General features: G+C 67.8%; 22 protein-coding genes. 15 read left to right on the top strand and 7 right to left on the bottom strand.

Features of this window, described 5'->3' with window-relative positions; all coding sequences use genetic code 11:
• Positions 1-82: 82 nt before the first annotated feature.
• From LRM18_RS01525 to LRM18_RS01510, 4 genes are all read right to left on the bottom strand, one after another.
• On the bottom strand, positions 83-3,139 hold the full coding sequence (locus LRM18_RS01525) for a TonB-dependent receptor (RefSeq protein WP_049414530.1): 3,057 nt from the start codon (positions 3,137-3,139) through the stop codon (positions 83-85).
• A gap of 78 nt (positions 3,140-3,217) precedes the next feature.
• Positions 3,218-4,255, bottom strand: a complete 1,038-nt coding sequence (locus LRM18_RS01520; RefSeq protein ID WP_049465024.1) for a LacI family DNA-binding transcriptional regulator — start codon at positions 4,253-4,255, stop codon at positions 3,218-3,220.
• 148 nt (positions 4,256-4,403) lie between these two features.
• Complete coding sequence (locus LRM18_RS01515) at positions 4,404-4,679, bottom strand: BolA family protein (protein ID WP_064238880.1); 276 nt, start codon at positions 4,677-4,679, stop codon at positions 4,404-4,406.
• Positions 4,676-4,975, bottom strand: coding sequence for a YciI family protein (locus tag LRM18_RS01510; protein WP_064239671.1), 300 nt, complete (start codon positions 4,973-4,975; stop codon positions 4,676-4,678). Before LRM18_RS01510 ends, LRM18_RS01515 begins: the two co-directional genes overlap by 4 nt.
• Before the next feature lie 375 nt (positions 4,976-5,350).
• Here LRM18_RS01510 and LRM18_RS01505 point away from each other — a divergent pair, with 375 nt between their 5' ends.
• From LRM18_RS01505 to LRM18_RS01490, 4 genes are all read left to right on the top strand, one after another.
• A complete protein-coding gene (locus LRM18_RS01505) occupies positions 5,351-6,256 on the top strand; it encodes a ScpA family protein (RefSeq protein ID WP_005417635.1) in 906 nt (301 codons plus the stop codon).
• A 13-nt stretch (positions 6,257-6,269) separates the two neighbouring features.
• A complete protein-coding gene (gene scpB, locus LRM18_RS01500) occupies positions 6,270-7,139 on the top strand; it encodes an SMC-Scp complex subunit ScpB (protein ID WP_049465020.1) in 870 nt (289 codons plus the stop codon).
• The gene (locus LRM18_RS01495; protein WP_053460875.1) at positions 7,132-8,766 is read left to right on the top strand and encodes a pseudouridine synthase; all 1,635 of its coding nucleotides are present in this window, start codon (positions 7,132-7,134) and stop codon (positions 8,764-8,766) included. The genes scpB and LRM18_RS01495 overlap by 8 nt, the downstream gene beginning before the upstream one ends.
• 212 nt (positions 8,767-8,978) lie before the next feature.
• Positions 8,979-9,224: a hypothetical protein gene (locus LRM18_RS01490; RefSeq protein ID WP_053091662.1), complete on the top strand. Its 246-nt coding sequence runs from the start codon at positions 8,979-8,981 to the stop codon at positions 9,222-9,224.
• Positions 9,225-9,321: 97 nt separating this feature from the next.
• Here the strand turns inward: LRM18_RS01490 and LRM18_RS01485 are convergent, their stop codons facing one another.
• The 3 genes from LRM18_RS01485 to LRM18_RS01475 form a co-directional block, all read right to left on the bottom strand.
• Positions 9,322-9,756, bottom strand: coding sequence for a hypothetical protein (locus tag LRM18_RS01485; protein WP_005417639.1), 435 nt, complete (start codon positions 9,754-9,756; stop codon positions 9,322-9,324).
• 110 nt (positions 9,757-9,866) lie between these two features.
• Positions 9,867-10,673, bottom strand: a complete 807-nt coding sequence (locus tag LRM18_RS01480; RefSeq protein WP_270949764.1) for an amidohydrolase — start codon at positions 10,671-10,673, stop codon at positions 9,867-9,869.
• A gap of 14 nt (positions 10,674-10,687) precedes the next feature.
• Positions 10,688-11,836: a pyridoxal phosphate-dependent aminotransferase gene (locus LRM18_RS01475; RefSeq protein WP_049465014.1), complete on the bottom strand. Its 1,149-nt coding sequence runs from the start codon at positions 11,834-11,836 to the stop codon at positions 10,688-10,690.
• A gap of 178 nt (positions 11,837-12,014) precedes the next feature.
• Between LRM18_RS01475 and ccmA the strand changes: the two genes are divergently transcribed.
• The 11 genes from ccmA to LRM18_RS01420 all read left to right on the top strand — a co-directional run bounded on the left by ccmA (position 12,015) and on the right by LRM18_RS01420 (position 20,379).
• Positions 12,015-12,644: a heme ABC exporter ATP-binding protein CcmA gene (gene ccmA, locus LRM18_RS01470; RefSeq protein WP_049465012.1), complete on the top strand. Its 630-nt coding sequence runs from the start codon at positions 12,015-12,017 to the stop codon at positions 12,642-12,644.
• Entirely contained in the window at positions 12,641-13,336 is a 696-nt protein-coding gene (gene ccmB, locus LRM18_RS01465; protein WP_270949759.1) for a heme exporter protein CcmB, read from the top strand. The genes ccmA and ccmB overlap by 4 nt, the downstream gene beginning before the upstream one ends.
• 43 nt (positions 13,337-13,379) lie before the next feature.
• Complete coding sequence (gene ccmC / locus LRM18_RS01460) at positions 13,380-14,150, top strand: heme ABC transporter permease CcmC (RefSeq protein WP_053505423.1); 771 nt, start codon at positions 13,380-13,382, stop codon at positions 14,148-14,150.
• On the top strand, positions 14,147-14,335 hold the full coding sequence (gene ccmD / locus LRM18_RS01455; protein ID WP_057493567.1) for a heme exporter protein CcmD: 189 nt from the start codon (positions 14,147-14,149) through the stop codon (positions 14,333-14,335). The genes ccmC and ccmD overlap by 4 nt, the downstream gene beginning before the upstream one ends.
• Positions 14,332-14,793: a cytochrome c maturation protein CcmE gene (gene ccmE / locus LRM18_RS01450; RefSeq protein WP_270949755.1), complete on the top strand. Its 462-nt coding sequence runs from the start codon at positions 14,332-14,334 to the stop codon at positions 14,791-14,793. The genes ccmD and ccmE overlap by 4 nt, the downstream gene beginning before the upstream one ends.
• Entirely contained in the window at positions 14,794-16,713 is a 1,920-nt protein-coding gene (locus LRM18_RS01445; protein ID WP_270949753.1) for a heme lyase CcmF/NrfE family subunit, read from the top strand.
• Positions 16,714-16,721: 8 nt separating this feature from the next.
• Positions 16,722-17,339 carry a DsbE family thiol:disulfide interchange protein gene (locus LRM18_RS01440; protein ID WP_049465004.1) on the top strand — a complete coding sequence of 206 codons (618 nt, stop codon included), beginning with the start codon at positions 16,722-16,724 and terminating at the stop codon, positions 17,337-17,339.
• A gap of 4 nt (positions 17,340-17,343) precedes the next feature.
• On the top strand, positions 17,344-17,793 hold the full coding sequence (locus LRM18_RS01435) for a cytochrome c-type biogenesis protein (RefSeq protein ID WP_074724890.1): 450 nt from the start codon (positions 17,344-17,346) through the stop codon (positions 17,791-17,793).
• Positions 17,787-18,773 (top strand): cytochrome C biogenesis protein, encoded by a 987-nt coding sequence (locus LRM18_RS01430; RefSeq protein ID WP_270949749.1) that lies wholly within the window; start codon positions 17,787-17,789, stop codon positions 18,771-18,773. The genes LRM18_RS01435 and LRM18_RS01430 overlap by 7 nt, the downstream gene beginning before the upstream one ends.
• A gap of 148 nt (positions 18,774-18,921) precedes the next feature.
• Positions 18,922-20,034, top strand: coding sequence for a homoserine O-acetyltransferase (locus tag LRM18_RS01425; protein WP_270949747.1), 1,113 nt, complete (start codon positions 18,922-18,924; stop codon positions 20,032-20,034).
• Positions 20,035-20,379: a DUF1294 domain-containing protein gene (locus LRM18_RS01420; protein WP_049464997.1), complete on the top strand. Its 345-nt coding sequence runs from the start codon at positions 20,035-20,037 to the stop codon at positions 20,377-20,379.
• Positions 20,380-20,393 lie beyond the last annotated feature (14 nt).

The raw sequence follows: 20,393 nt of genomic DNA, 5'->3' as shown, positions 1-20,393 counted from the left end.
ACCGGCACGGGGCCGGCCATTGCCGTTTTCACCGATGCCGCCAGCAAACCAGCGGCATCGGGTCATGCATCACCGCCCGGGCTTAGAAGCGGAAGCCCACTTCGGCCTTGACCTGGCGCGGAGTACCGATGATGTCGCCGGTCTCGTTGTAGCTGGCCTGCAGCTTGCCGTTGGTCTTGACGTAGTTGTAGGTGGAGAAGTTGTCGAAGTTGAACACGTTGATGATGTCCAGGCGGGCGTACAGCTCGGTGTTGCCCGCCAGCTTGAACGTCTTCGTCGCCTGCAGGTCGACCGAGCGGTAGCCGAAGATCTTGCCACCCACCAGGAACTTGCCGGTGGCGTTGGGCACGGCCGCCTGCGGAGTCGGCAGGGTGTAGCCGCTGGCCTGCATCACCGGGTACCAGTCGTTGACGGCGGTCGGGGTGGCCAGGGTGATCTTGCCGCCGAAGGTGATGCCCCAGAAGCCCGCGTACGAACCGGTCACCACCAGGCGGTGGCGCGGTGCGCCGTTGGAACGGATGGTCGGGTAATCACCGATCAGGCCGCGATCAAAGGCGTACTTCTCGTTGATGTCGCGGTTGTGGCGCGCGGTCGTCCAGGTATAGGCGATCGAGGTGCCCCAGCCGCTTTCCTTGGTGAACGGCTTCTGCGCCGACAGCAGGACCTGGGTGGCACGGGTCTTGATGCCCTGCTGGCCGATGATCAGGCTGCCGAAGCCCGGTACGTTGCAGCTCCAGGCCTGGCTCAGGCCCGGGGAGGTGCCACCGCACAGGCGCGGATCATCGAAGAACTGGCCGGTCGGATAGCGGTTGCCCAGGGTGAAGGCGAAGCCGTCGTAGCTCAGGGTACGAGCGATGGTGGCGTCGGTCAGCCAGTCGCCGATCTGGTTGCTCATGCCCAGGCTGAACTGGTCCGAGTACGGCGCCTTCAGCTTGTTGTTGAGCAGGTCCACTTCCAGGCCGGCATTGCTGGTCGCGCCGACCAGTGCCTGCAGGTTGCCGATGCCGTTGAGCAGATTCGGGTTCCAGTCATAGCAGGCGGCCTGGCCGTTGATGCAGGCGCCGGTGGCCGGGTTGCGGAAGTAGATGGTCGGCTGCGGCAGGGCCAGCTTGGTGGTTTCCAGCTGCAGGTTGTCGAACAGGTCACGGTCGTAGGAACGGCCGGCACCACCGTGGATCACGTGCTGCTCGTCGGCATTGATGTCATACGAGAAGCCCAGGCGCGGCTGCCAGGCATCCTTGAATGCCTTGCGGTTGTGACCGTTGCTGATGTAGTCGCTAATGTCCAGGCCGCCCAGTGCCAGCGAATCGGCATAGGTCTGGCCGGCGGGGGCGCGCGGATCCTGCGAATAGATGGCGTCGACCACCTGCTGCGGGGTCACGAAGTCCAGGTAGGACGGGGTCTTTTCGTAGTCCCAGCGCAGGCCGATGTTCAGCTGCAGGTGGTCGTTGACCTGCCAGTCGTCTTGGATGAACACGCCGTACTGCTTGGACTTCGAACGCACTTCGCCGGACACGCCGGTCACGCCGGTGACCGGCTTGACGAACTGCGCCTTGTACGGAATGGAATCGGGGAAGTCCGGATCGCCCAGCGAGTAGGTGAAGGTCGGGTTGATCTGCGCCGCATCGGAAGCGTACAGGTCGATCTGCTTGTACTTCACGCCCATCTTGATGGTGTGGTCGCCCGCCCACTGGATGCCATCCAGGGTCAGGTTGTCTTCGATCGACCAGCCCTTCTGGCCCTTCACCTGCGAATCCAGTGCCGAGGCGCCACCGATCTTCACGATGGTGCGGTCTTCGGGGCCGTCCGGTGCGGTGTAGGTGATGCCGTTGGCCAGCGTCAGCGGGGTCGGGTTGTTGAACGAGTCTTCGTGGGTGACCATCAACTCGTTGTAGTAGCGCTCACCGCTGTGGTTCCAGCGCAGGGCGTAACGACGGTCGGTGTTGACCACTTCACGGCCGGCTTCCGGCGAGGTCTGGCCACTGAACTGCGACTGGGTTTCGTCGCGGTCCTGGAAGGTCAGCTCGATGCGATCGTTGTCGGTCGGCTCGAAGTCAATCTTGCCGAAGATCAGGTCCTGCTGGAACGGCTGGCTGGCCGGGCCAAGGCCGGCGGCGCCGGCCGGCGGCAGCAGGCCGGCAGCGCCGGTGACCGCGCCATCCGGCGCGATGGTGACCGGCAGGTCGAAGCGCTTCGCTTCGTAGGTCACGAAGAAGTGCGCCTTGTCCTGGATGATCGGGCCGCCCAGGGCGAAGCCGTATTCCTTCTCGGCCGAGACCATCTTCTCCTTGCCACCCTGGCGCTCGGCCGGGGTCTTGGCACGCATGTCTTCATCGGTGTAGCGGTAGAACGCCTCACCCTTGAACTCATTGGTGCCGGACTTGGTTGCAGCCGTCACCGCGGCGCTCGACACCTGGCCGTACTCGGCCTTGTAGTTGCCGCTGATGACCTTGTATTCGCCGATGGCCAACTGCGGGAACGGGTTGCCGGCGCTGCCGGACTGGCCGGCCACGCCGCCGCCCTTGACGTAGCTCTTCTGGCCCACGCCGTCGATGTACACGTTGGTGCCATCGGCATTGGTAGCGCCGCCGCGCAGCGAGGTGTTGCCCTTGGCGTCGCGGGTGAAGATCAGGCCCGGCACCGCGTCGGCGAACTCCAGGAAGTTGCGCGACACCTGCGGGGTGGTCTGGATCTGCTGCAGGCTGACGGTCTTGCCGACTTCGGAGGTGCGCACTTCCTGCAGCAGGGTCGGCGCAACAACGTTGACGGTGTCCAGGTTGGTGGCTGCGGTCGAACCCGGGGTGCTGCTGGCGGCACCGGCAAAGTTCAGCGTCGCGGTCGAGGCCACGGTGACGGTGACCTTCTGGGTCTGGCCGTTGGCGACCACGTTGTAGGTGCCCGGATCCAGGCCCATCAGCGAGTAGCTGCCGTCGGCGCGGATGGTGCCACGGCGGACGGTACCGGTGGCCACGTTGGTGGCGGTCACTTCGGTGCCTGCCTGGGCGCCGGCAACCTGGCCGCGCAGGCTGGCGTTGGCCGACTGCGCCATGACGTTGGGGGCGGCAGCCAGCATCAGGCAGCTGACCAGTGCGGTGCTCAGCAGCCGGCGCGCCGGCATGCGGAAGGTGGTATGCATCATCAACTCAATCTCCGGGTGGCGGTAACCGCTTGCGCGGTCCCTGCGATCAGTCAAAAAAAAGAAGGAACGCCTCTGGCTTCAACGGCCGGATGGCGGAGTGGTGGAATCGCGAACTATCAAGCGGGGAACCAGGGTCTGCTTGTCCCCTGTCCCATCCGTGGAGGTGCCGTCCATCAACTGCATCAGACGCGTCATGGCCCGGTCGCCGAGCTCGGCGATGCTGACCTGCATGGTGGTCAGCGACGGGTGGACGAAACGCGCCAGTGGAATGTCATCGAAACCTGCCAGGGCAACATCGGCCGGCACACGGACCCCTGCCTGCGTGAACGCATACAGGCAGCCCAGGGCCATCATGTCGTTGGCAGCGAACACGGCATCGGGCAGCGCTCCGGCTGCCAGCAACTCCTGACCGGCGCGATGGCCGGAAGCTTCGTCGAAATCACCGGGCAGCTCGATGCCCTCGGCGCCACTGCCGAATGCCACCAGCGCGTCACGGAAGCCGCGCAGGCGCTCGCGCGCGTCGAAGTTGAGGTCCGGACCAGAAATGAAGGCAATGCGGCGGTGGCCGGCATCCAGCAGGTGGCGGGTCATCGCCATGGCGCCGGCGTGGTCGTCGATGCTCAGCACCGGGTGGTCCTGCCCGGGCAGGTAGGTGTTGATCAGCACCGTGGGCAACGACTGCGGCAGGTTGTCGGTCAGGAAGCCCGGGCTCTCGGCATAGGGCGAGAGCACCAGCAGGCCGTCAACGCGGCCGCGCATGGCGCGCAGGGCAGCGCCCTGCTGTTCCTGGTCGCCGTGGTAGCTGGACACCAGCAGGTGCTGGCGGCGGTTGCGGGCCACGCCGTCGATACCGCGCATCAGCTCGGAGAAGAATTCGCCGTACAGGTCCGGCAGCACCACGCCCACCGTATTGGTGCGGCGGCTGCTCAGGCTGCGGGCGGCGGCGTGCGGGGTGTAACGCAGCCGTGCGGCGACCTCCAGCACAAGCTGGCGGACCGGTTCGGCGACATTTTCATGCCCGTTCAGCGCGCGGGAAACCGTGGCCACGGAGACCCGGGCTTCGCGTGCGACGTCTTTGATTGTGATAGCTGCCTTGTTCACGAAGCCGCCCTCCACGGCTTGGACCTACCAGCATTGGCGCGGAATGTAAGCGTTTCCATCTGGGCTTGTAAACAGTCCGTTAGGCGAATGTCCCGAAATGGACATGAAAATCTGTCCGTGGCGCGGCCCGCAGGGACCGGCCATGACAGTGCGGGACAAGGGCTCAGCCCTGTTCTGACGGGGTCTGTGCGCGGATAGACAGCGCGTGGATATCGGTGTCCATCATCGACCCCAGCGCGGCATAGACCGCGCGATGCCGGGCCAGCGGCCCCAGTCCGGCGAACCGCTCACTCACCACATGGACGTTGAAGTGGCCGCGCCCGTCGCGGGCACCGGCATGGCCGGCGTGGCGATGGCTGTCGTCCTCGATCTCAAGAATGGTGGGAGCCAGTGCCTGCTGCAGCGCGTCACGGATCCGCTCGATCCGTTCCGTGCTCACGGCAGGACCTTGCGGAACGGCCGCACCTGCACGTGGGTGTAGACGCCTGCGGCGACGTACGGGTCGGCATCGGCCCAGGCCTGGGCCTGTGGCAGCGACTCGAACTGCGCAATCACCACCGAACCACTGAACCCGGCCGGGCCCGGGTCTTCACTGTCCACCGCCGGGCACGGCCCGGCCAGCAGCAGGCGTCCCTCGTCGCGCAGCGCGTGCAGCCGCGCCAGGTGTTCCGGCCGCGCCTGCAGCCGCTGTGCCAGCACATCCTGGCCGTCATACCCTTCGATCACATACCACACCGGCATTTCCTCGCGTGCGTTGTCGGTGCGCCGATTCTAGCCAATGCCGGCCCGCTCCCGGCCCCGGCTGGACACTGGCGCGGCAAAGGCTTACCCTAGTGTCCATTGCACGTGGCTGGATGCAGCAGCCCGTCGGTTTTTGCGGCCAACGCAGCCCCCGACGATCGTCCCGCTGCTTCAAACCGGACCACCCGGCCGGGCCACGTAGACGACCTCCCCGTAGTTCCGTCGCTGCCGTCTCCTGCGGCGCGTCCTGCTGTTTGATATGTGTGGAATCGCGCCGATCCCGGCGTGTCTGGTGCCCTGGGGCTCCGTGGCGTTGGCCCGGCGAACCCGGTGCCGCGACTGGTCCGTTGCAATCCTGATGTCCATTAGATGACTTCCGAACTCGCGCTCGACGCGAACCCGCCAACCCGGCCGCCCGCCCCCCAGCAGCAGGAAATGCCGCTGGCCGTGGTGCATGGGCAACCGGTCCTGCAGATCCCGCAGGACCTGTACATCCCGCCGGATGCGCTGGAAGTCATCCTGGATGCCTTCGAAGGCCCGCTGGACCTGCTGCTGTACCTGATCCGCCGCCAGAACCTGGATGTGCTGGACATTCCCGTCGCCGAAATCACCCGGCAGTACGTGGAATACATCACCGTGATGCGCGAGCTGCGCTTCGAGCTGGCTGCCGAGTACCTGGTGATGGCCGCGATCCTGGCCGAGGTGAAGTCGCGCATGCTGCTGCCGCGCCCGGTCAGCGAGGAAGGCGATGAAGCCGACCCACGCGCCGAGCTGGTGCGCCGGCTGCAGGAGTACGAACGCTTCAAGCAGGCCGCCGAGGACATCGACGCCCTGCCCCGCCAGGACCGCGACACCACGGTGGCGCACGCCTTCATGCCCGAGCGCGCCACGGTGAAGCTGCCGCCGCCGGTGGATCTGAAGGAAATGCTGCTGGCCCTGCACGACGTGCTCAAGCGCGCCGAGCTGTTCAGCGGCCACGCCATCAAGCGCGAGGCACTGAGCGTGCGGCAACGCATGGGCGAGGTACTCGGCCGCCTGGAAGACGGCAAGTTCTATCGCTTTGAAGGGCTGTTCACGGCCGAAGAAGGCAAGCTGGGCGTGCTGGTCACGTTCCTGGCGGTGCTGGAGCTGGCCAAGGAACAGCTGCTGGACATCGTCCAGGAAGAACCGCTGGCGCCGATCTACGTGAAGTCGCTGGCGGCCGGCAACACCAATGCCCCGCTGCAGTTCAGCAGCGAGTTCGACGACAACGACGCCGCCAATGCCAATGAGTGAGCGCTGACTGCCGATGGATCAATCGCTGATCGACCGCATTGTCGAGGGTGCCCTGCTGGCTTCCAGCCAGCCGCTCACCCTGGCCCAGCTGAAGGACCTGTTCCCGGAGGAGGAGCCGGCGCCGCCGGGTAGCATCGAACGTGCGCTGGAACGGCTGCGCGAGGCCTGCGAAGGACGCGGCGTGGAACTGGTCGAGGTCGCTTCGGGCTTCCGCTACCAGGTCACCAGCGAAGTGCATGGCTGGATCAGCCGGCTGTGGACCGAACGCAAGACCCGCTACACCCGTGCCACCCTGGAAACCCTGGCGCTGATCGCCTACCGGCAGCCGATCACCCGCGGCGAGATCGAACAGGTGCGCGGCGTGGCGGTCAGCAGCAACATCATCCAGGCACTGGAAGAACGCGAATGGATCCGCGTGGTCGGCCACCGCGACGTGCCCGGCAAGCCGGCACTGTTCGGCACCACCAAGGGCTTCCTGGACTACTTCGGGCTGAAGCGGCTGGACGAACTGCCGCCGCTGTCGGAACTGAAGGACCTGGGCGAGCTGGAACCGCAGCTGGCGCTGGACCGCGATGCTCCGGCCGTTGCCGGTGCCGACGGTCCGGACGTCTCGGCCGACGGCGCTGCCGCCAACGACGACGCCGGCCTGGCCGGCAGTGACACCCCCGATTCCGCCGATGCAGCGCCTGCGTCGGCCACCGATGAGCAAGCACCTTCGCCCCTCGATGATGGGCACCCCGATTCCGCGCCGGGCGAGCGCGCGGTGCCCCTGAACGAACGCGAAGACAACGCCGTCGCGATGACGACCGTGGCTGTTGACCAAGCCGATTCCGAACCAGAGGCCGACCTCGAAACCGTCGGCCGGAGCAAAACTGATGAGTGACACCCCCCGTAACAAGCTCTCGCTGAAGCGCGAAGCCACCTCCGAACAGTTCAAGCTGGAAGAGCGCCTGCACAAGGTGCTGGCCCAGGCCGGCCTTGGCTCGCGCCGCGCGCTGGAACAGCGCATCGCCGAAGGCCTGGTCAAGGTCAACGGTGAAGTCGCGCAGACCGGCATGTCGGTCAAGAGCGGCGACAGGATCGAACTGGACGGTCGCGGCTTCGTCGCCACCGCGCTGGCCGAACCGTCGCGCGTGCTGGTCTACAACAAGCCCGAAGGCGAAGTGACCACCCGCGAAGATCCAGAAGGTCGCCCGACCGTGTTCGAATCGCTGCCGCCGCTGAAGGGCGCGCGCTGGATCGCGATCGGCCGCCTGGACATCAACACCACCGGCCTGCTGCTGGCCACCACCGACGGTGAGCTGGCCAACGCCATGATGCACCCGTCGTTCGAGGTCGAGCGCGAGTACGTGGTGCGCGTGCGTGCACCGGAAGGCGAGGAAAAGGTCTCCGACGCCATCGTCGACCGCCTCAGCCGTGGCGTCGCGCTGGAGGACGGCCCGGCCAAGTTCGACGAGATCGAACGCATCGGCGGCACCGATTCGCACGACTGGTTCCGCGTCGTGGTGAAGGAAGGCCGCAACCGCGAAGTGCGCCGCCTGTGGGAATCGCAGGGCTGCCAGGTCAGCCGCCTGAAGCGCACCCGCTACGGCAAGGTCAGCCTGCCGCGCGAACTGGCCCGTGGCCATTCGGTGGAACTGAGCACCCCGCAGGTTGAAGCCCTGCGCGCGCAGCTGAAGCTGGAAGAAGGCGCACCGTCGGCGCTGACGCTGCAGCCGGTGATCGGCCAGCGCCGCGCCGCCAAGACCACCGTGCGCGTGCGCGAAGGGGGCCGCGGCAACGCCTACGTCAACGGCCACAACACCGCTGACGAAGGTCGCGAGCTGCGCCGTTTCGACAACGTCCGCGAAGATCGCGGTCGTGGCCGCGGTGGCAAGGGCGGTGGCTTCAAGGGTGGCCTGACGGTCAGCGGTGAAGCGGCGGCCAAGCAGTCGCAGAAGCCGTTCAAGCAGCGCGCCCCGAAGAACGATCGCTCGCTGCCGGAAGGCAACCCGGCCGCGTTCCGCACCTGGTACGTGCCGGATGGCGTGAGCACCGGCCCGAGCGGCCATCGCAACGCCGGTCCGGGCGCGCGTGGCCCGGGTGCCCGTGGTCCGGGTGCTGGCGGCCAGGGCCGTCCGTACGGCAAGCCGAAGGGCCCGGGTGCTGGCGCCGGTGGCGGCCAGGGCCGTGGCGGTTTCGGTGGCGAAGGCCGTGGTGGCGCAGGCGGCCAGGGCAGGCCGGCCGGTGCGGGCAACCGCTCGCAGGGCCAGGGCAACAAGCATCCGTATGGCCATCCGGGCAACGCTCCGAGCTTCCCGTCCGACCACGCCACGCCGGGCTTCAACCCGTACGGCAGCCCGAAGCCGGCGCAGGGCGCCCGTCCGGGCGGTCGTGGTCCGGGTGGTGGCAACCGTGGGCCGGGGGGCAATCGCGGCCCCGGCGGTCCGGGTGGCAACCGTGGCCCGGGCGGCCCCGGTGGTAACCGCGGTCCCGGCGGCCCGCGCCGCAGCGGCCCGCGCGGCGGCTGATCGTTGGCCACGCTGACATGAAAAACCCCGGCTCCGGCCGGGGTTTTTCTTTACCTGGCAGGTCGCCCCCCGGGTGGATCCACGCCATGGGCGGACGCAAAGCGAGAACTAGAAATTCTTTGAAAACGAGCTGTTTGTGTCACGCGTCGCTGCATGACGCGCGAGGCCTAACTATCGTGCCTGTGTCATCCACACTACACACAGGAGCCGCAATGGCTTGGCACACCTCCGAATCCGTCCTGGGGCTGGGCACTGCCACCAACCGGTGGTGGAACACCATTTATGGGCCTGCCGACAAGGTTGAGGTTTCAGGCATCTATCGATGCCTGGGCTGCAAGCGCGAGGTCACCTGCAACAGGAACGATCCCTTCCCGCCCCAACCCAAGCACGTGCATACCCCGCAACAAGGCCCGATCCGTTGGAAGCTCAACGTACGCACCAACACCGAAGGCACCTGACAGCACCTTCGGCAAGAAAAAGGGGACGGAGGGGATTAAGTCGCTTTCGCCCCTTTGAGGCAAAAGCGACTTAATCCCCTCCGTCCCCTTTTTGTTGTCAGCGCCGGCTGATGGTGAAGGCGGCGCCGTCCACGCCCAGGTCCCAGCCCTTGCCGGTGCCAGACAGGGCCAGCGAGATGTCGCCCTTGGTCATCACCTGCGCATTGCTGGATTTCACCGCGCCGGCATGTGCACCGACCGAGGCGTAGGTGCCCAGCAGCTCGTTGACGCTCACCGCGCCGGTGAAGCTGCCACGGCCATTGGTGATCTTCGACTTGCCCACGGTCAGGCCGCCGCCCTTCACTTCAATGCGCACCGGCAGGCTGGCGCCGTTGCTGCAGCTGACGGTGCCGTTGCCCGACGCGGTCTTGTAGATCAACGACCAGCCGGACAGGTTGTAGCGCAGCTGGCAATCGAGGTTGCCGGCGGCGTGCGCGGCCGGGGCCAGCGTGGCAGCGGACAGGGCCAGCAGCAGGGCGAAGGGCTTGTTCATGGCGGGACTTCCAGTTCGATCGACTGCCGGCGAATCTAGCAGCGCGCACGTGCACGTTGGATGCAGGCGCGCGCGCTGCGTGGCAGGCATTCAACCGCCGTCGTGCTGTATCAGGCCTGCTCGTCCAGGTGGAAGGCATCGGCATCGAGCATCGCCGGGAAACGCGCGCGGTGGGCGGCCAGCGCCTCGGCCGAGATGGTGGTGGTGACCACCTGTTCGCGCTCGCGGATCTCCACCTGCGGCTGGCCGAGGAAGTCGATCACCGCGCTGTCGCCGGCGTAGTGCAGCTGGTTGCCGTCCATGCCAACGCGGTTCACCGCCGCCACGAAGCACAGGTTCTCGATCGCGCGCGCGCGCAGCAGGGTCTTCCACGCATAGGCGCGCGCCGACGGCCAGTTGGCCACGAAAATCTGCAGGTCGAAATCCAGCTGCTGCGGGCGTTCGGCGTTGTAGCGGTTGCGGCAGAACACCGGGAAGCGCAGGTCGTAGCAGACCTGCGGATTGATCCGCCAGCCCTTCCATTCCACGCTCAGGCGCTCGCGGCCAGCAGCATAGCGTTCGTGCTCGCCGCCGTAGCGGAACAGGTGGCGCTTGTCGTAGTACTGCAGCTCGCCCTCGGGCGTGGCAAACAGCAGGCGGTTGTACACGCCCTCGCCGTCGCGCAGCTGCACGCTGCCGATCACCGCCGCGTCCAGCGCCTTCGCTTGTTCGCGCACCCAGGCCACGGTCGGGCCATCCATGCCTTCGGCCTGGGCGATGGCGTCATTGGAGAAGCCACTGGTGAAGGTCTCCGGCAGGATCACCAGGTCGGTGGTGCCGGCCAGCGGTGCGAGCAGCGCGCCGTAGTAGGCGCGGTTGCCGGCCGGATCGTGCCAGCGGGTGTCACCCTGGACGAGGGAAATGCGCAGGTCATTCATGTCCACGCCTCCGCTCACAGCAGCCGCAGGCGTTCGATCGCCGCGTCCATGGTCGCTTCGTTCTTGGCAAAGCACAGGCGCACCAGGCGCTGGCCGGCCGGCGGAGTTTCGTAGAACGGCGACAGCGGAATGGCGGTGACGCCCTTCTCGATGGTCAGCCACTTCACGAACTCATGGTCGGGCAGGTCGCTGATCGCCGAGTAGTCCACCAGTTGGAAGTAGCCACCCGGCACCGGCAGCGCCTTCAGGCGGGTACCGGCCAGCTGCTCGCGGAAACGGTCGCGCTTGGCCTGGTAGAAGGCGCCCAGTTCCAGGTGGTGTTCGGGTTCGTCGCGGATCATCGCGGCGAAGCCGTACTGGGCCGGGCCGAAGCTGGTGAACGTGTTGTACTGGTGCACCTTGCGGAATTCAGCGGTCAGCAACGGCGGCGCCACGGCGTAGCCGATCTTCCAGCCAGTGCAGTGGTAGGTCTTGCCGAAGCTGGAGATGACGAAGGTGCGCTCGCGCAGTTCCGGATAGCGCAGCGCCGACTCATGGCGGCGACCGTCGTAGATGATGTGCTCGTACACCTCATCGGAGATCAGGTAGATCTGCGTGCCGCGCAGCAGCGCGGCCAGCGCCTGCATGTCAGCCTCGTCCAGCATCGCACCGGACGGGTTGTGCGGGGTATTGACCATCAGCATGCGGGTGCGCGGGGTGATCGCCGCGCGCACGCGGTCCCAGTCCACGGCGAAGGTCTGCGGGTCCAGCGGCACGTGCACGGCGGTGGCCCCGGCCAGCTCGATCGCCGGCTCGTAGCAGTCATAGGCCGGGTCGAGCACGATGACTTCCTCGCCGGCACGCACCACGGCGTGGATGGCATTGAAGATGGCCTCGGTGGCGCCGCTGGTGACGGTGATTTCGGTGTCCGGGTCGATGGTGGCGCCGTACAGGTCCAGCGACTTCTGCGCGATGGCTTGGCGCAGCGGCGCCACGCCGGTCATCGGCGGATACTGGTTGAGGCCGGCCGCCATCGCCTTGGCGGTCTCGTCGATCAGGCGCTGCGGCGCGGAAAAGTCCGGGAACCCCTGGCCCAGGTTGACCGCGCCGTGTTCGGCGGCGAGCTGGGACATCACGGTGAAGATCGTGGTACCGACCTTGGGCAGCTTGGTGGTGGGTTGCATCGGCCTGGGCTGTGGGGGAACAGACCTGCGAGTTTACGCAATCCGCGCGTCGGTAGTGCCGGCCGCTGGCCGGCAACCTCGGCTGGCAGGTGGCGAAATTGCCGGCCAGCGGCCGGCACTACCCGCGGCATTCGCCGCTACAATTGCCGCCGCACTCCGGCATGAAGACCCCTGCCCCTTGAACACCCCTGCATTGCTGGCCGCCAGCGGCCTGAGCTTCTCCCGCAATGACGAGCCGGTGTTCGGCCCGCTGGAGTTCCATGTGGACGCCGGCGAGGCCCTGCTGGTGCAGGGCGGCAATGGCGCCGGCAAGACCACCCTGCTGCGCGTGCTGGCCGGCCTGGCCCGGCCCGGTGCCGGCCAGGTACGGATCGACGGCAAGCCGGCCAGCAATGCCGAGCGTGCGCGCTACGTGGCCTACCTCAGCCATCTGCCAGCGCTGAAGCCGGACCTCGGCACGCTGGAGAACCTGCACTTCCTGTGCGGCCTGCATGGCCGGCGTGCCCGGCAGATGCCCGGCAACGCACTGGCGATCGTCGGCCTGGCCGGCTACGAGGACACCCTGGTGCGGCACCTGTCGGCCGGGCAGAAGCGGCGGCTGGCACTGGCGCGCATCTGGCTGTCGCCAGCGCCGCTGTGGCTGCTCGACGAGCCCTATGCCAACCTCGACCTGGAGGGCATCACCCTGGTCAACCGGATGATTTCGGCGCACCTGCGCGCCGGTGGCGCTGCGCTGGTCACCACCCACGGTGCCTATGCCGCACCGCCGGTGCGCACCCGCCAGCTCGACCTCGGCGGTGCCGCATGATCGCGCCGGGCACCGAACCGGGCCTGTGGCAGACCGCAGGCGCCCTGCTCAAGCGCGACCTGCGCCTGCTCTGGCGCCGCCGCGGCGACGCGCTGCAACCGCTGCTGTTCGCGGTGCTGGTAGTGGTGCTGTTCGCCCTGGCCCAGGGCCGCGAACCACAGCTGCTGGCCGCCACCGCCGGTGCAGTGCTGTGGCTGGCCGTGTTGCTGGCCGGACAGCTGTCGCTGGATTCGCTGTTCCGTTCCGACGCCGAAGACGGCTCGCTGGAACAATGGCTGCTGGCGCCGGTGCCGCTGGCCTGGCTGGTGCTGGTGCGCGTGCTGCTGCACTGGGCCACCACCGCGCTGCCGCTGATCGTGGTCAGCCCGCTGCTGGCCGAAATGCTGCATCTGCCGCATGACCAGCTGCCGATGTTGCTGGCATCGTTGCTGCTGGGAACGCCGTTGCTGAGCCTGATCGGGGGCGTGGTCGCCGCGCTGACCGTCGGCATCCGACGCTCTGGTATTCTCGTGGCGCTGCTGTCGTTGCCGTTGTACGTGCCGGTGCTGGTGTTCGGCGCGGGCAGCCTGGCGGCAGCCGGGCGCGGGCAGGATCCGGTCGGTGCGCTGCTGATGCTGGGCGCTGGCCTGCTGATCGCGCTGGTGCTGGCGCCGCTGGCCACTGCCGCTGCAATACGCATTTCTCTGAGTTGACCGAGCTGAGAGCCAATCCACCCCTGCTGGATAGCCGCCACGCATGAATCCGATTGTCCGCTGGTTCCACCAACTCGGTTCGCCTCCCACGTTCGATCGTTTCGCTGCCCGCTGGTCGCGGGTGTTCTACCTGGTTGCGGTACCGGTGCTGCTGGTCGGCATGTGGCAGGCGCTGCTGGTGGTGCCACCGGAAGCCAAGCAGCTGGACAGCTTCCGCATCCTCTACATCCACGTGCCCAGCGCCTGGATGAGCCTGTTCGTGTTCGCGCTGATGGCGCTGTATGCGGCCATCGCACTGATCTGGCGGATCAAGGTCTGCGAGATCCTGGCCATGGCCTGCGCGCCGATGGGCGCCGGCTTCACCCTGATCACCCTGTTGACCGGCAGCATCTGGGGCAAGGGCACCTGGGGCACCTGGTGGGACTGGGACCCGCGCATGACCAGCGAGCTGGTGCTGCTGTTCCTGTACCTGGGCGTGATCGGCCTGTACCACGCCATCGAGGACCGCCGCAGCGCCGCGCGCGCGGCCGGCCTGCTGGCCATCGTCGGTGTCAGCCTGCTGCCGGTGATCCGCTACTCGGTGGACTGGTGGGGCGGCCTGCACCAGCGCCAGTCGATCAGCGTGTTCGGTGAATCGGCCATCAGCAGCGCGATGATCGCGCCGCTGTGGTGGATGGTGATCGGCACCAAGTTCTGGTTCGCCGGTTCGGTGCTGGCCAAGGCCCGCGCCGACAATCTCGACCGCGAGGCCGGCAAGGCCTGGGTCGGTGGCCGCGTCGATGCCCAACGCCCGGCCCCGGAGGCACAGCCATGACCCACCTGCCCTATGTAATCGGCGCCTACGCCGTGTTCGTACTGGTACTCGGCGCCGATGCCATCGGCTCGTGGCTGCGCCTGCGCGTTGCGCGCCGGCTGGCACTGGCCCGCCAGCAGCGCCAGCAGACCCGCGCCGGCAGGCCGGACGCAGCGACGCCGTTGTCGACGGAGCTGGAACGATGACCCCGGTACAGCGTCGCCGCCTGGTGTGGGTGCTGCTGGCCCTGCTCGCCTCCGGCCTGGCCACCGCACTGGTGGCGATGGCACTGGAGCGCAACATCGCCTACCTGTACACGCCTTCGGAAGTGCTGCGCGGCGATGTCGATGCACAGTCGCGCTTCCGCCTCGGTGGCATGGTGGTGAAAGGTTCCTTCAACCGACCGGTCGGCTCGCTGGAGGCACGCTTCGAGGTGACCGACGGCGACGCGCGGCTGGCAGTGACCACGTCGCGGATCCTGCCGGACATGTTCGCCGAAGGCACGGCGGTGGTCGCCAGCGGCCGCCTGCAGGACGGCACCTTCGTCGCCGACGAAGTGCTGGCCAAGCACGATGAGAAGTACGTGCCGAAGGAAGTGGCCGACAAGATGGGCGACGCCCATCGCAAGCACGACGTGCCGGTGACGGCACCCGAGGTGCGCTGAGTGCTGCCCGAACTGGGTCAGATCCTGCTGTTGTGCGCATTGCTGGCCTCGCTGCTGCAGGCCGGCCTGCCGCTGGCCGGTGCGCATCGCAACAATGCGGCCTGGATGGCGGTGGCACGGCCGGCCGCCGTCGCGCAGCTGCTGCTGCTCGCCGGCGCTTTCGCGGTACTGACCGCCGCGTTCGTGCAGCAGGATTTTTCGGTGCGCTACGTGGCCGAGAACTCCAATTCGCTGCTGCCGATGATGTACCGCTATTCGGCGGTCTGGGGCGCGCACGAAGGCTCGCTGCTGATGTGGGCGCTGGTGCTGGCGTTGTGGACCGGCGCGGTGGTGCTGTTCTCGCGACAGCTGCCCACGCCGGTGCTGGCGCGCGTGCTGGCGGTGATGGGCGTGGTCAGCGTCGGTTTCCTCGCCTTCCTGATCTTCACCTCCAATCCGTTCCTGCGCCTGAACCCGGCACCGCTGGAAGGCCGCGATCTCAACCCGCTGCTGCAGGACCCGGGGCTGATCATCCACCCGCCGATGCTGTATATCGGCTACGTAGGCTTCGCGGTGCCGTTTGCATTCGCGGTGGCGGCACTGCTGGAAGGCCGTGTCGACGCACGCTGGCTGCGGTGGACGCGGCCGTGGACGAACGTCGCGTGGGGCTTCCTGACCCTGGGCATCGCACTGGGCAGCTGGTGGGCCTACTACGAGCTGGGCTGGGGCGGCTGGTGGTTCTGGGATCCGGTGGAAAATGCCAGCTTCATGCCTTGGCTGGTCGGTGCGGCACTGATCCACTCCCAGGCCGTCACCGAAAAGCGCGGCACTTTCGGCAGCTGGACCCTGCTGCTGGCGATCGCCGCCTTCGCGCTGTCACTGCTGGGCACCTTCCTGGTGCGCTCGGGCGTGCTGACCAGCGTGCATTCGTTCGCCGCCGATCCGTCGCGCGGCCTGTTCATCCTGGTGTTCCTGTCGGTGCTGGTCGGCGGCAGCCTGCTGCTGTACGCGCTGCGTGCCCGCCAGCTGAGCGTGGATGCCGATGACCCACGCCGCGGCTTCACCGCTGCCTCGCGCGAGACCCTGCTGCTGGCCAACAACCTGCTGCTGGCCACCGCCTGCGCGATGGTGCTGCTCGGCACGCTGTACCCGCTGCTGGCCGACGCGCTGTCGCTGGGCAAGATCTCGGTCGGCCCGCCCTACTTCGGCAGCCTGTTCCTGCTGCTGATGGCGCCGATGATCCTGCTGCTGCCGTTCGGCCCGCTGGTGAAATGGCAGCGTGACCAGCCCTCGCGCGCCTTTGCGCTGCTGGCACCGTGGCTGGGCCTGGCACTGCTGCTGGGCGCGCTGGCCTGGTGGCGGGCGCCACAGAACGGCTGGAAGGCCGGCATCGGCGTGGCCGCAGCGGCCTGGGTTGCACTCGGCACCGCACGCTTCGTCTGGCAACGACTGCGCGGCAATGGCCGCTTCACCGCCGAAATGCTCGGCATGATCGTCGGCCACGCCGGCATCGCCGTGTTCCTGGCTGGCGCGCTGCTGGTGGAGGCACTGAACGTGCAGCGCGAAGTTGCATTGGCACCGGGCCAGCAGCTGGTGGTCGGCCGCCACGAAGTCCGCTTCGAAGGCGTGGACCATCGCGAAGGCCCGAACTTCATCGCCGACCGTGGCCATCTGCGCGTCTACCGCGACGGCCGCGAGCTGGCCCTGCTGCACCCGGAGAAGCGCCAGTACGCCAGCGGCGGCCAGGTGATGACCGAGGCCGGCATCGATGCACGCTTCGACGGCGATGTCTACGTGGCATTGGGCGAGCCGCTGGGCAACAATGCATGGGCGGTCCGGGTCCACATCAAGCCGTTCGTGCGCTGGATCTGGCTGGGCGCGCTGTTGATGGCCCTGGGCGGATTCATCACCGCCGCCGACCGCCGTTTCCGTCGTCCGTAGGAGTTTCCATGTCCGAGTCCCCCGCCCCTCGCCCCTCCCGCCCGCTGCCGCCGGTAGCCATCGTGATCGGCGTGCTGTTCTTCTTCGGCCTGCTCGGGCTGATGATCTATGGGGTGATGAAATCGGGCGACCCGCAGCGCGACATACTGCCGTCGCCGCTGATCGACAAGCCGGCACCGGCGTTCGCGCTGCCGGTGCTGCACGATCCGGAGATGATCGTGCACAGCGACGACCTGCGCGGTGCGCCGTACCTGCTGAATGTGTGGGGCAGCTGGTGCGCGGCCTGCCGCGAGGAACACCCGGTGCTGACCCGCTTTGCCGAGAGCAAGCGCGTGCGCGTGATCGGCTACAACTGGAAGGATGATCCGAAGGACGCGCTGCACTGGCTGGAACAGCTCGGCAACCCGTTCATGGTCGTGCTCAGCGACGTGGAAGGCCGCACCGCGATCGACTGGGGCGTGACCGCCGCGCCGGAAACCTTCCTGGTCGACGGCAGCGGCATCGTGCGCTGGAAATACAGTGGTGCGATGACCCAGCGCGTGGTCGACGAGAAGCTGATCCCGGCACTGCAGAAGATCGAGAAAGCGCAGGGCAGTGCCGGCAACACCCTGCATACGGCGCCCTGAACCCATGCGCTGGCTGCTGGCGTTGCTGCTTCTGATGCTGCCGCTGGCCGCGCTGGCCCAGCAGCCACTGCACGACCCGCAGCCGCTGCAGTTCCGCGACGGCGCCGAAGAACGCCGCTTCCACGACCTGGCCGCGCAGCTGCGCTGCGTGCAGTGCCAGAACCAGTCGCTGGCCGACTCCAACGCGCAGATCGCCCAGGACCTGCGCCGGGAGGTGCTGCAGTTGATGCAGCAGGGCCACGACGACGCACAGATCAAGCAGTTCCTGGTCGCCCGCTATGGCGACTTCGTGCTCTATCAACCGCCCCTGCAGCCGGGTACCTGGCTGCTGTGGGGCGGCCCCTTGCTGGTGCTCGGCGCCGGCGCGCTGGTGGTGCTGCGCATCGTCCGCCGCCGTGGCCGGGACGTCACGGCCGCACCGGCCGGCAGCACCGATGAAGGAGACGGATGGTGAGTGCCTGGCTACCGCTCGTGGCCGGTCTGGTGGCAGCGCTGACGGCCGCGCTGGTGCTGTGGCCACTGCGCGGCCAGGGTCGCCGTGGTTTCGCGCTGGGCGTACTCGCACTGGGCGTGGCCGGCGCCTGCCTGTACCTGCTGGTCGGTGACCCGCGTGCCGCGCAGGTGCCGCCGACGGCCTCGGTGGCGACGCTGCGCGATGGCGTGCAGGCCCTGCAGGATGCGCTGAAGGATGACCCGCAGCGGGCCGATGGCTGGGCCCTGCTGGGCCGTTCGCAGGCCGAACTCGGCAACGTGGCCGCCGCAGCGGATGCCTTCGCACGCGCCGCCGCACTCGCCCCGGAAGATCCCGGCGTGCTGGTGGAAGCCGCACAGGCGCGTGCGCAGGCCGATGCCGGCAAGCAGTTCGATGACACCGCGATGGCCTGGCTGCAGCAGGCGCGTGCACAGGCACCCGATGCCGAACGTGCCAGCTGGCTGCTCGGCATCGCCCTGCGCCAGCGCGGAAAGAACGCCGAGGCCGCTGACGTGTGGAGCGACCTGCTACCCCGGCTCGAACCGGGCGCCGCGCAGGCGCTGCAGGCGCAGATCGCCATCGCCCGCGAGGCCGCCGGCCAGGCGCCCGATACCGGCGCGGCGCCGCCGGCGCTGCTGCAGGTGCGCGTGTTGCTGCCTGCGCTGAAAGGCACTGAGTGGCCCGCCAGTACCCGGGTGTTCGTGATGGCCCGCGCCGTGGGTGGACCGCCGATGCCGGTGGCCGCACGCAAGCTGCCGCTGGCCGGTTTTCCGGACCCGGTCGATCTGAGTGATGCCGACAGTCCGATGCCGACCGCGCCGCTGTCGGCCCATCGCGAAGTGGAAGTGCTGGCGCGCATCTCGCGCTCCGGCAGCGCCAACCGCAGCGAGGGCGACCTGCAGAGCGTGCCGGTGAAGGTGAGCCTGCCGCATGAGGGCGTGGTGGAGCTGCGCTTCCCATAACGCGCCGCGGTAGTGCCGGCCGCTGGCCGGCAACCACGCAGGCGCATCAGGATTCATGAGGTTGCCGGCCAGCGGCCGGCACTACCTGCATCGCCGATGGAAACCAGCGTGTCGCCAGCTCCACATGCCGCCCCGCTAGAATGCCTGCATGACCGAATTCATCCCGCCCGGCACCCGCTTCCACGCCCTGCCCTCACCCTTTCCGTTCAAGCGCGGCGGCGCCCTGCACGGCGCACGCGTGGCCTACGAAACCTGGGGCACACTGGCGGCCGATGCCAGCAATGCGATCCTGATCGTGACCGGTCTGTCGCCGGACGCGCATGCGGCGGCCAACGAGGCCAACCCCGCACCCGGCTGGTGGGAAGCGATGGTAGGCCCCGGCAAACCGATCGACACCCATCGCTGGTTCGTGGTGTGCGTGAATTCGCTGGGCAGCTGCAAGGGCTCGACCGGCCCCGCCTCGCTCGATCCGGCCCGCGGTAAGCCCTATCGCCTGGACTTCCCCGAGCTGTCGATCGAAGACGGCGCACGCGCCGCCATCGAGGTGGTGCGGGCACTGGGCATCACGCAACTGGCGTGCGTGATCGGCAATTCGATGGGCGGCATGACCGCGCTGGCCATCCTGATGCTGCATCCGGGCATCGCGCGCAGCCACATCAACATTTCCGGCAGTGCGCAGGCGCTGCCATTCTCGATCGCGATCCGTTCGCTGCAGCGCGAGGCGATCCGCCTGGATCCACGCTGGAACGGCGGCCACTACAACGATGCCGAGTACCCGGAGTCCGGCATGCGCATGGCGCGCAAGCTGGGCGTGATCACCTACCGCTCGGCGCTGGAGTGGGATGGCCGCTTCGGCCGCGTGCGGCTGGATTCGGACCAGACCGATGATGATCCGTTCGGCCTGGAATTCCAGGTGGAGAGCTACCTGGAAGGCCATGCACGACGCTTCGTGCGTTTCTTCGACCCCAACTGCTACCTGTACCTGAGCCGCTCGATGGACTGGTTCGACCTGGCCGAGTATGCCGACGGCGACGTGCTGGCCGGGCTGGCGAAGATCCGTGTGGAGAAGGCGCTGGCGATCGGCGCCAACACCGACATCCTGTTCCCGGTACAGCAGCAGCAACAGGTTGCCGATGGCCTGCGGGCCGGCGGTGCCGATGCGCACTTCATCGGCCTGGAATCGCCGCAGGGCCACGACGCCTTCCTCGTCGACTTCGAACGTTTCGGCCCGGCCGTGCGCGGCTTCCTCGACGCGCTGTAAGTGGCCTGGCGGCGCAACCTCGCGCTGGCCGCGTTCGGCGCGCTGGCCGCATTGATGGTCAGCGGTGTGCTGCCGCTGTGGCTGGGAGGCTGGTGCCTGTTGGCCAGTGCGGTGTCGTTCGGCCTGTATGGCCACGACAAGCGCGCCGCGCAGCGCAAACAGTGGCGGATTCCCGAGCGCACCCTGCAGCTGCTGGCCTTTGCCGGCGGTTGGCCGGGGGCGCTGCTTGGCCAGGCGCTGTTCCGCCACAAGCACCGCAAGGCTGCGTTCCAGTGGGTGTTCTGGCTCTGCGTGCTGGCCAACGTGGCCTCGATCGCGGTGATGCTGCGCGAGCTGTCGCGGTAACCACCCGCTGAGGT

The organism is Stenotrophomonas sp. PI_27, from assembly GCF_027854495.1.
Lineage (GTDB): Bacteria > Pseudomonadota > Gammaproteobacteria > Xanthomonadales > Xanthomonadaceae > Stenotrophomonas > Stenotrophomonas pavanii.
The sequence above is the reverse complement of the archived record's forward strand: the minus strand, read 5'-3'. Positions and strand labels throughout refer to the sequence as shown.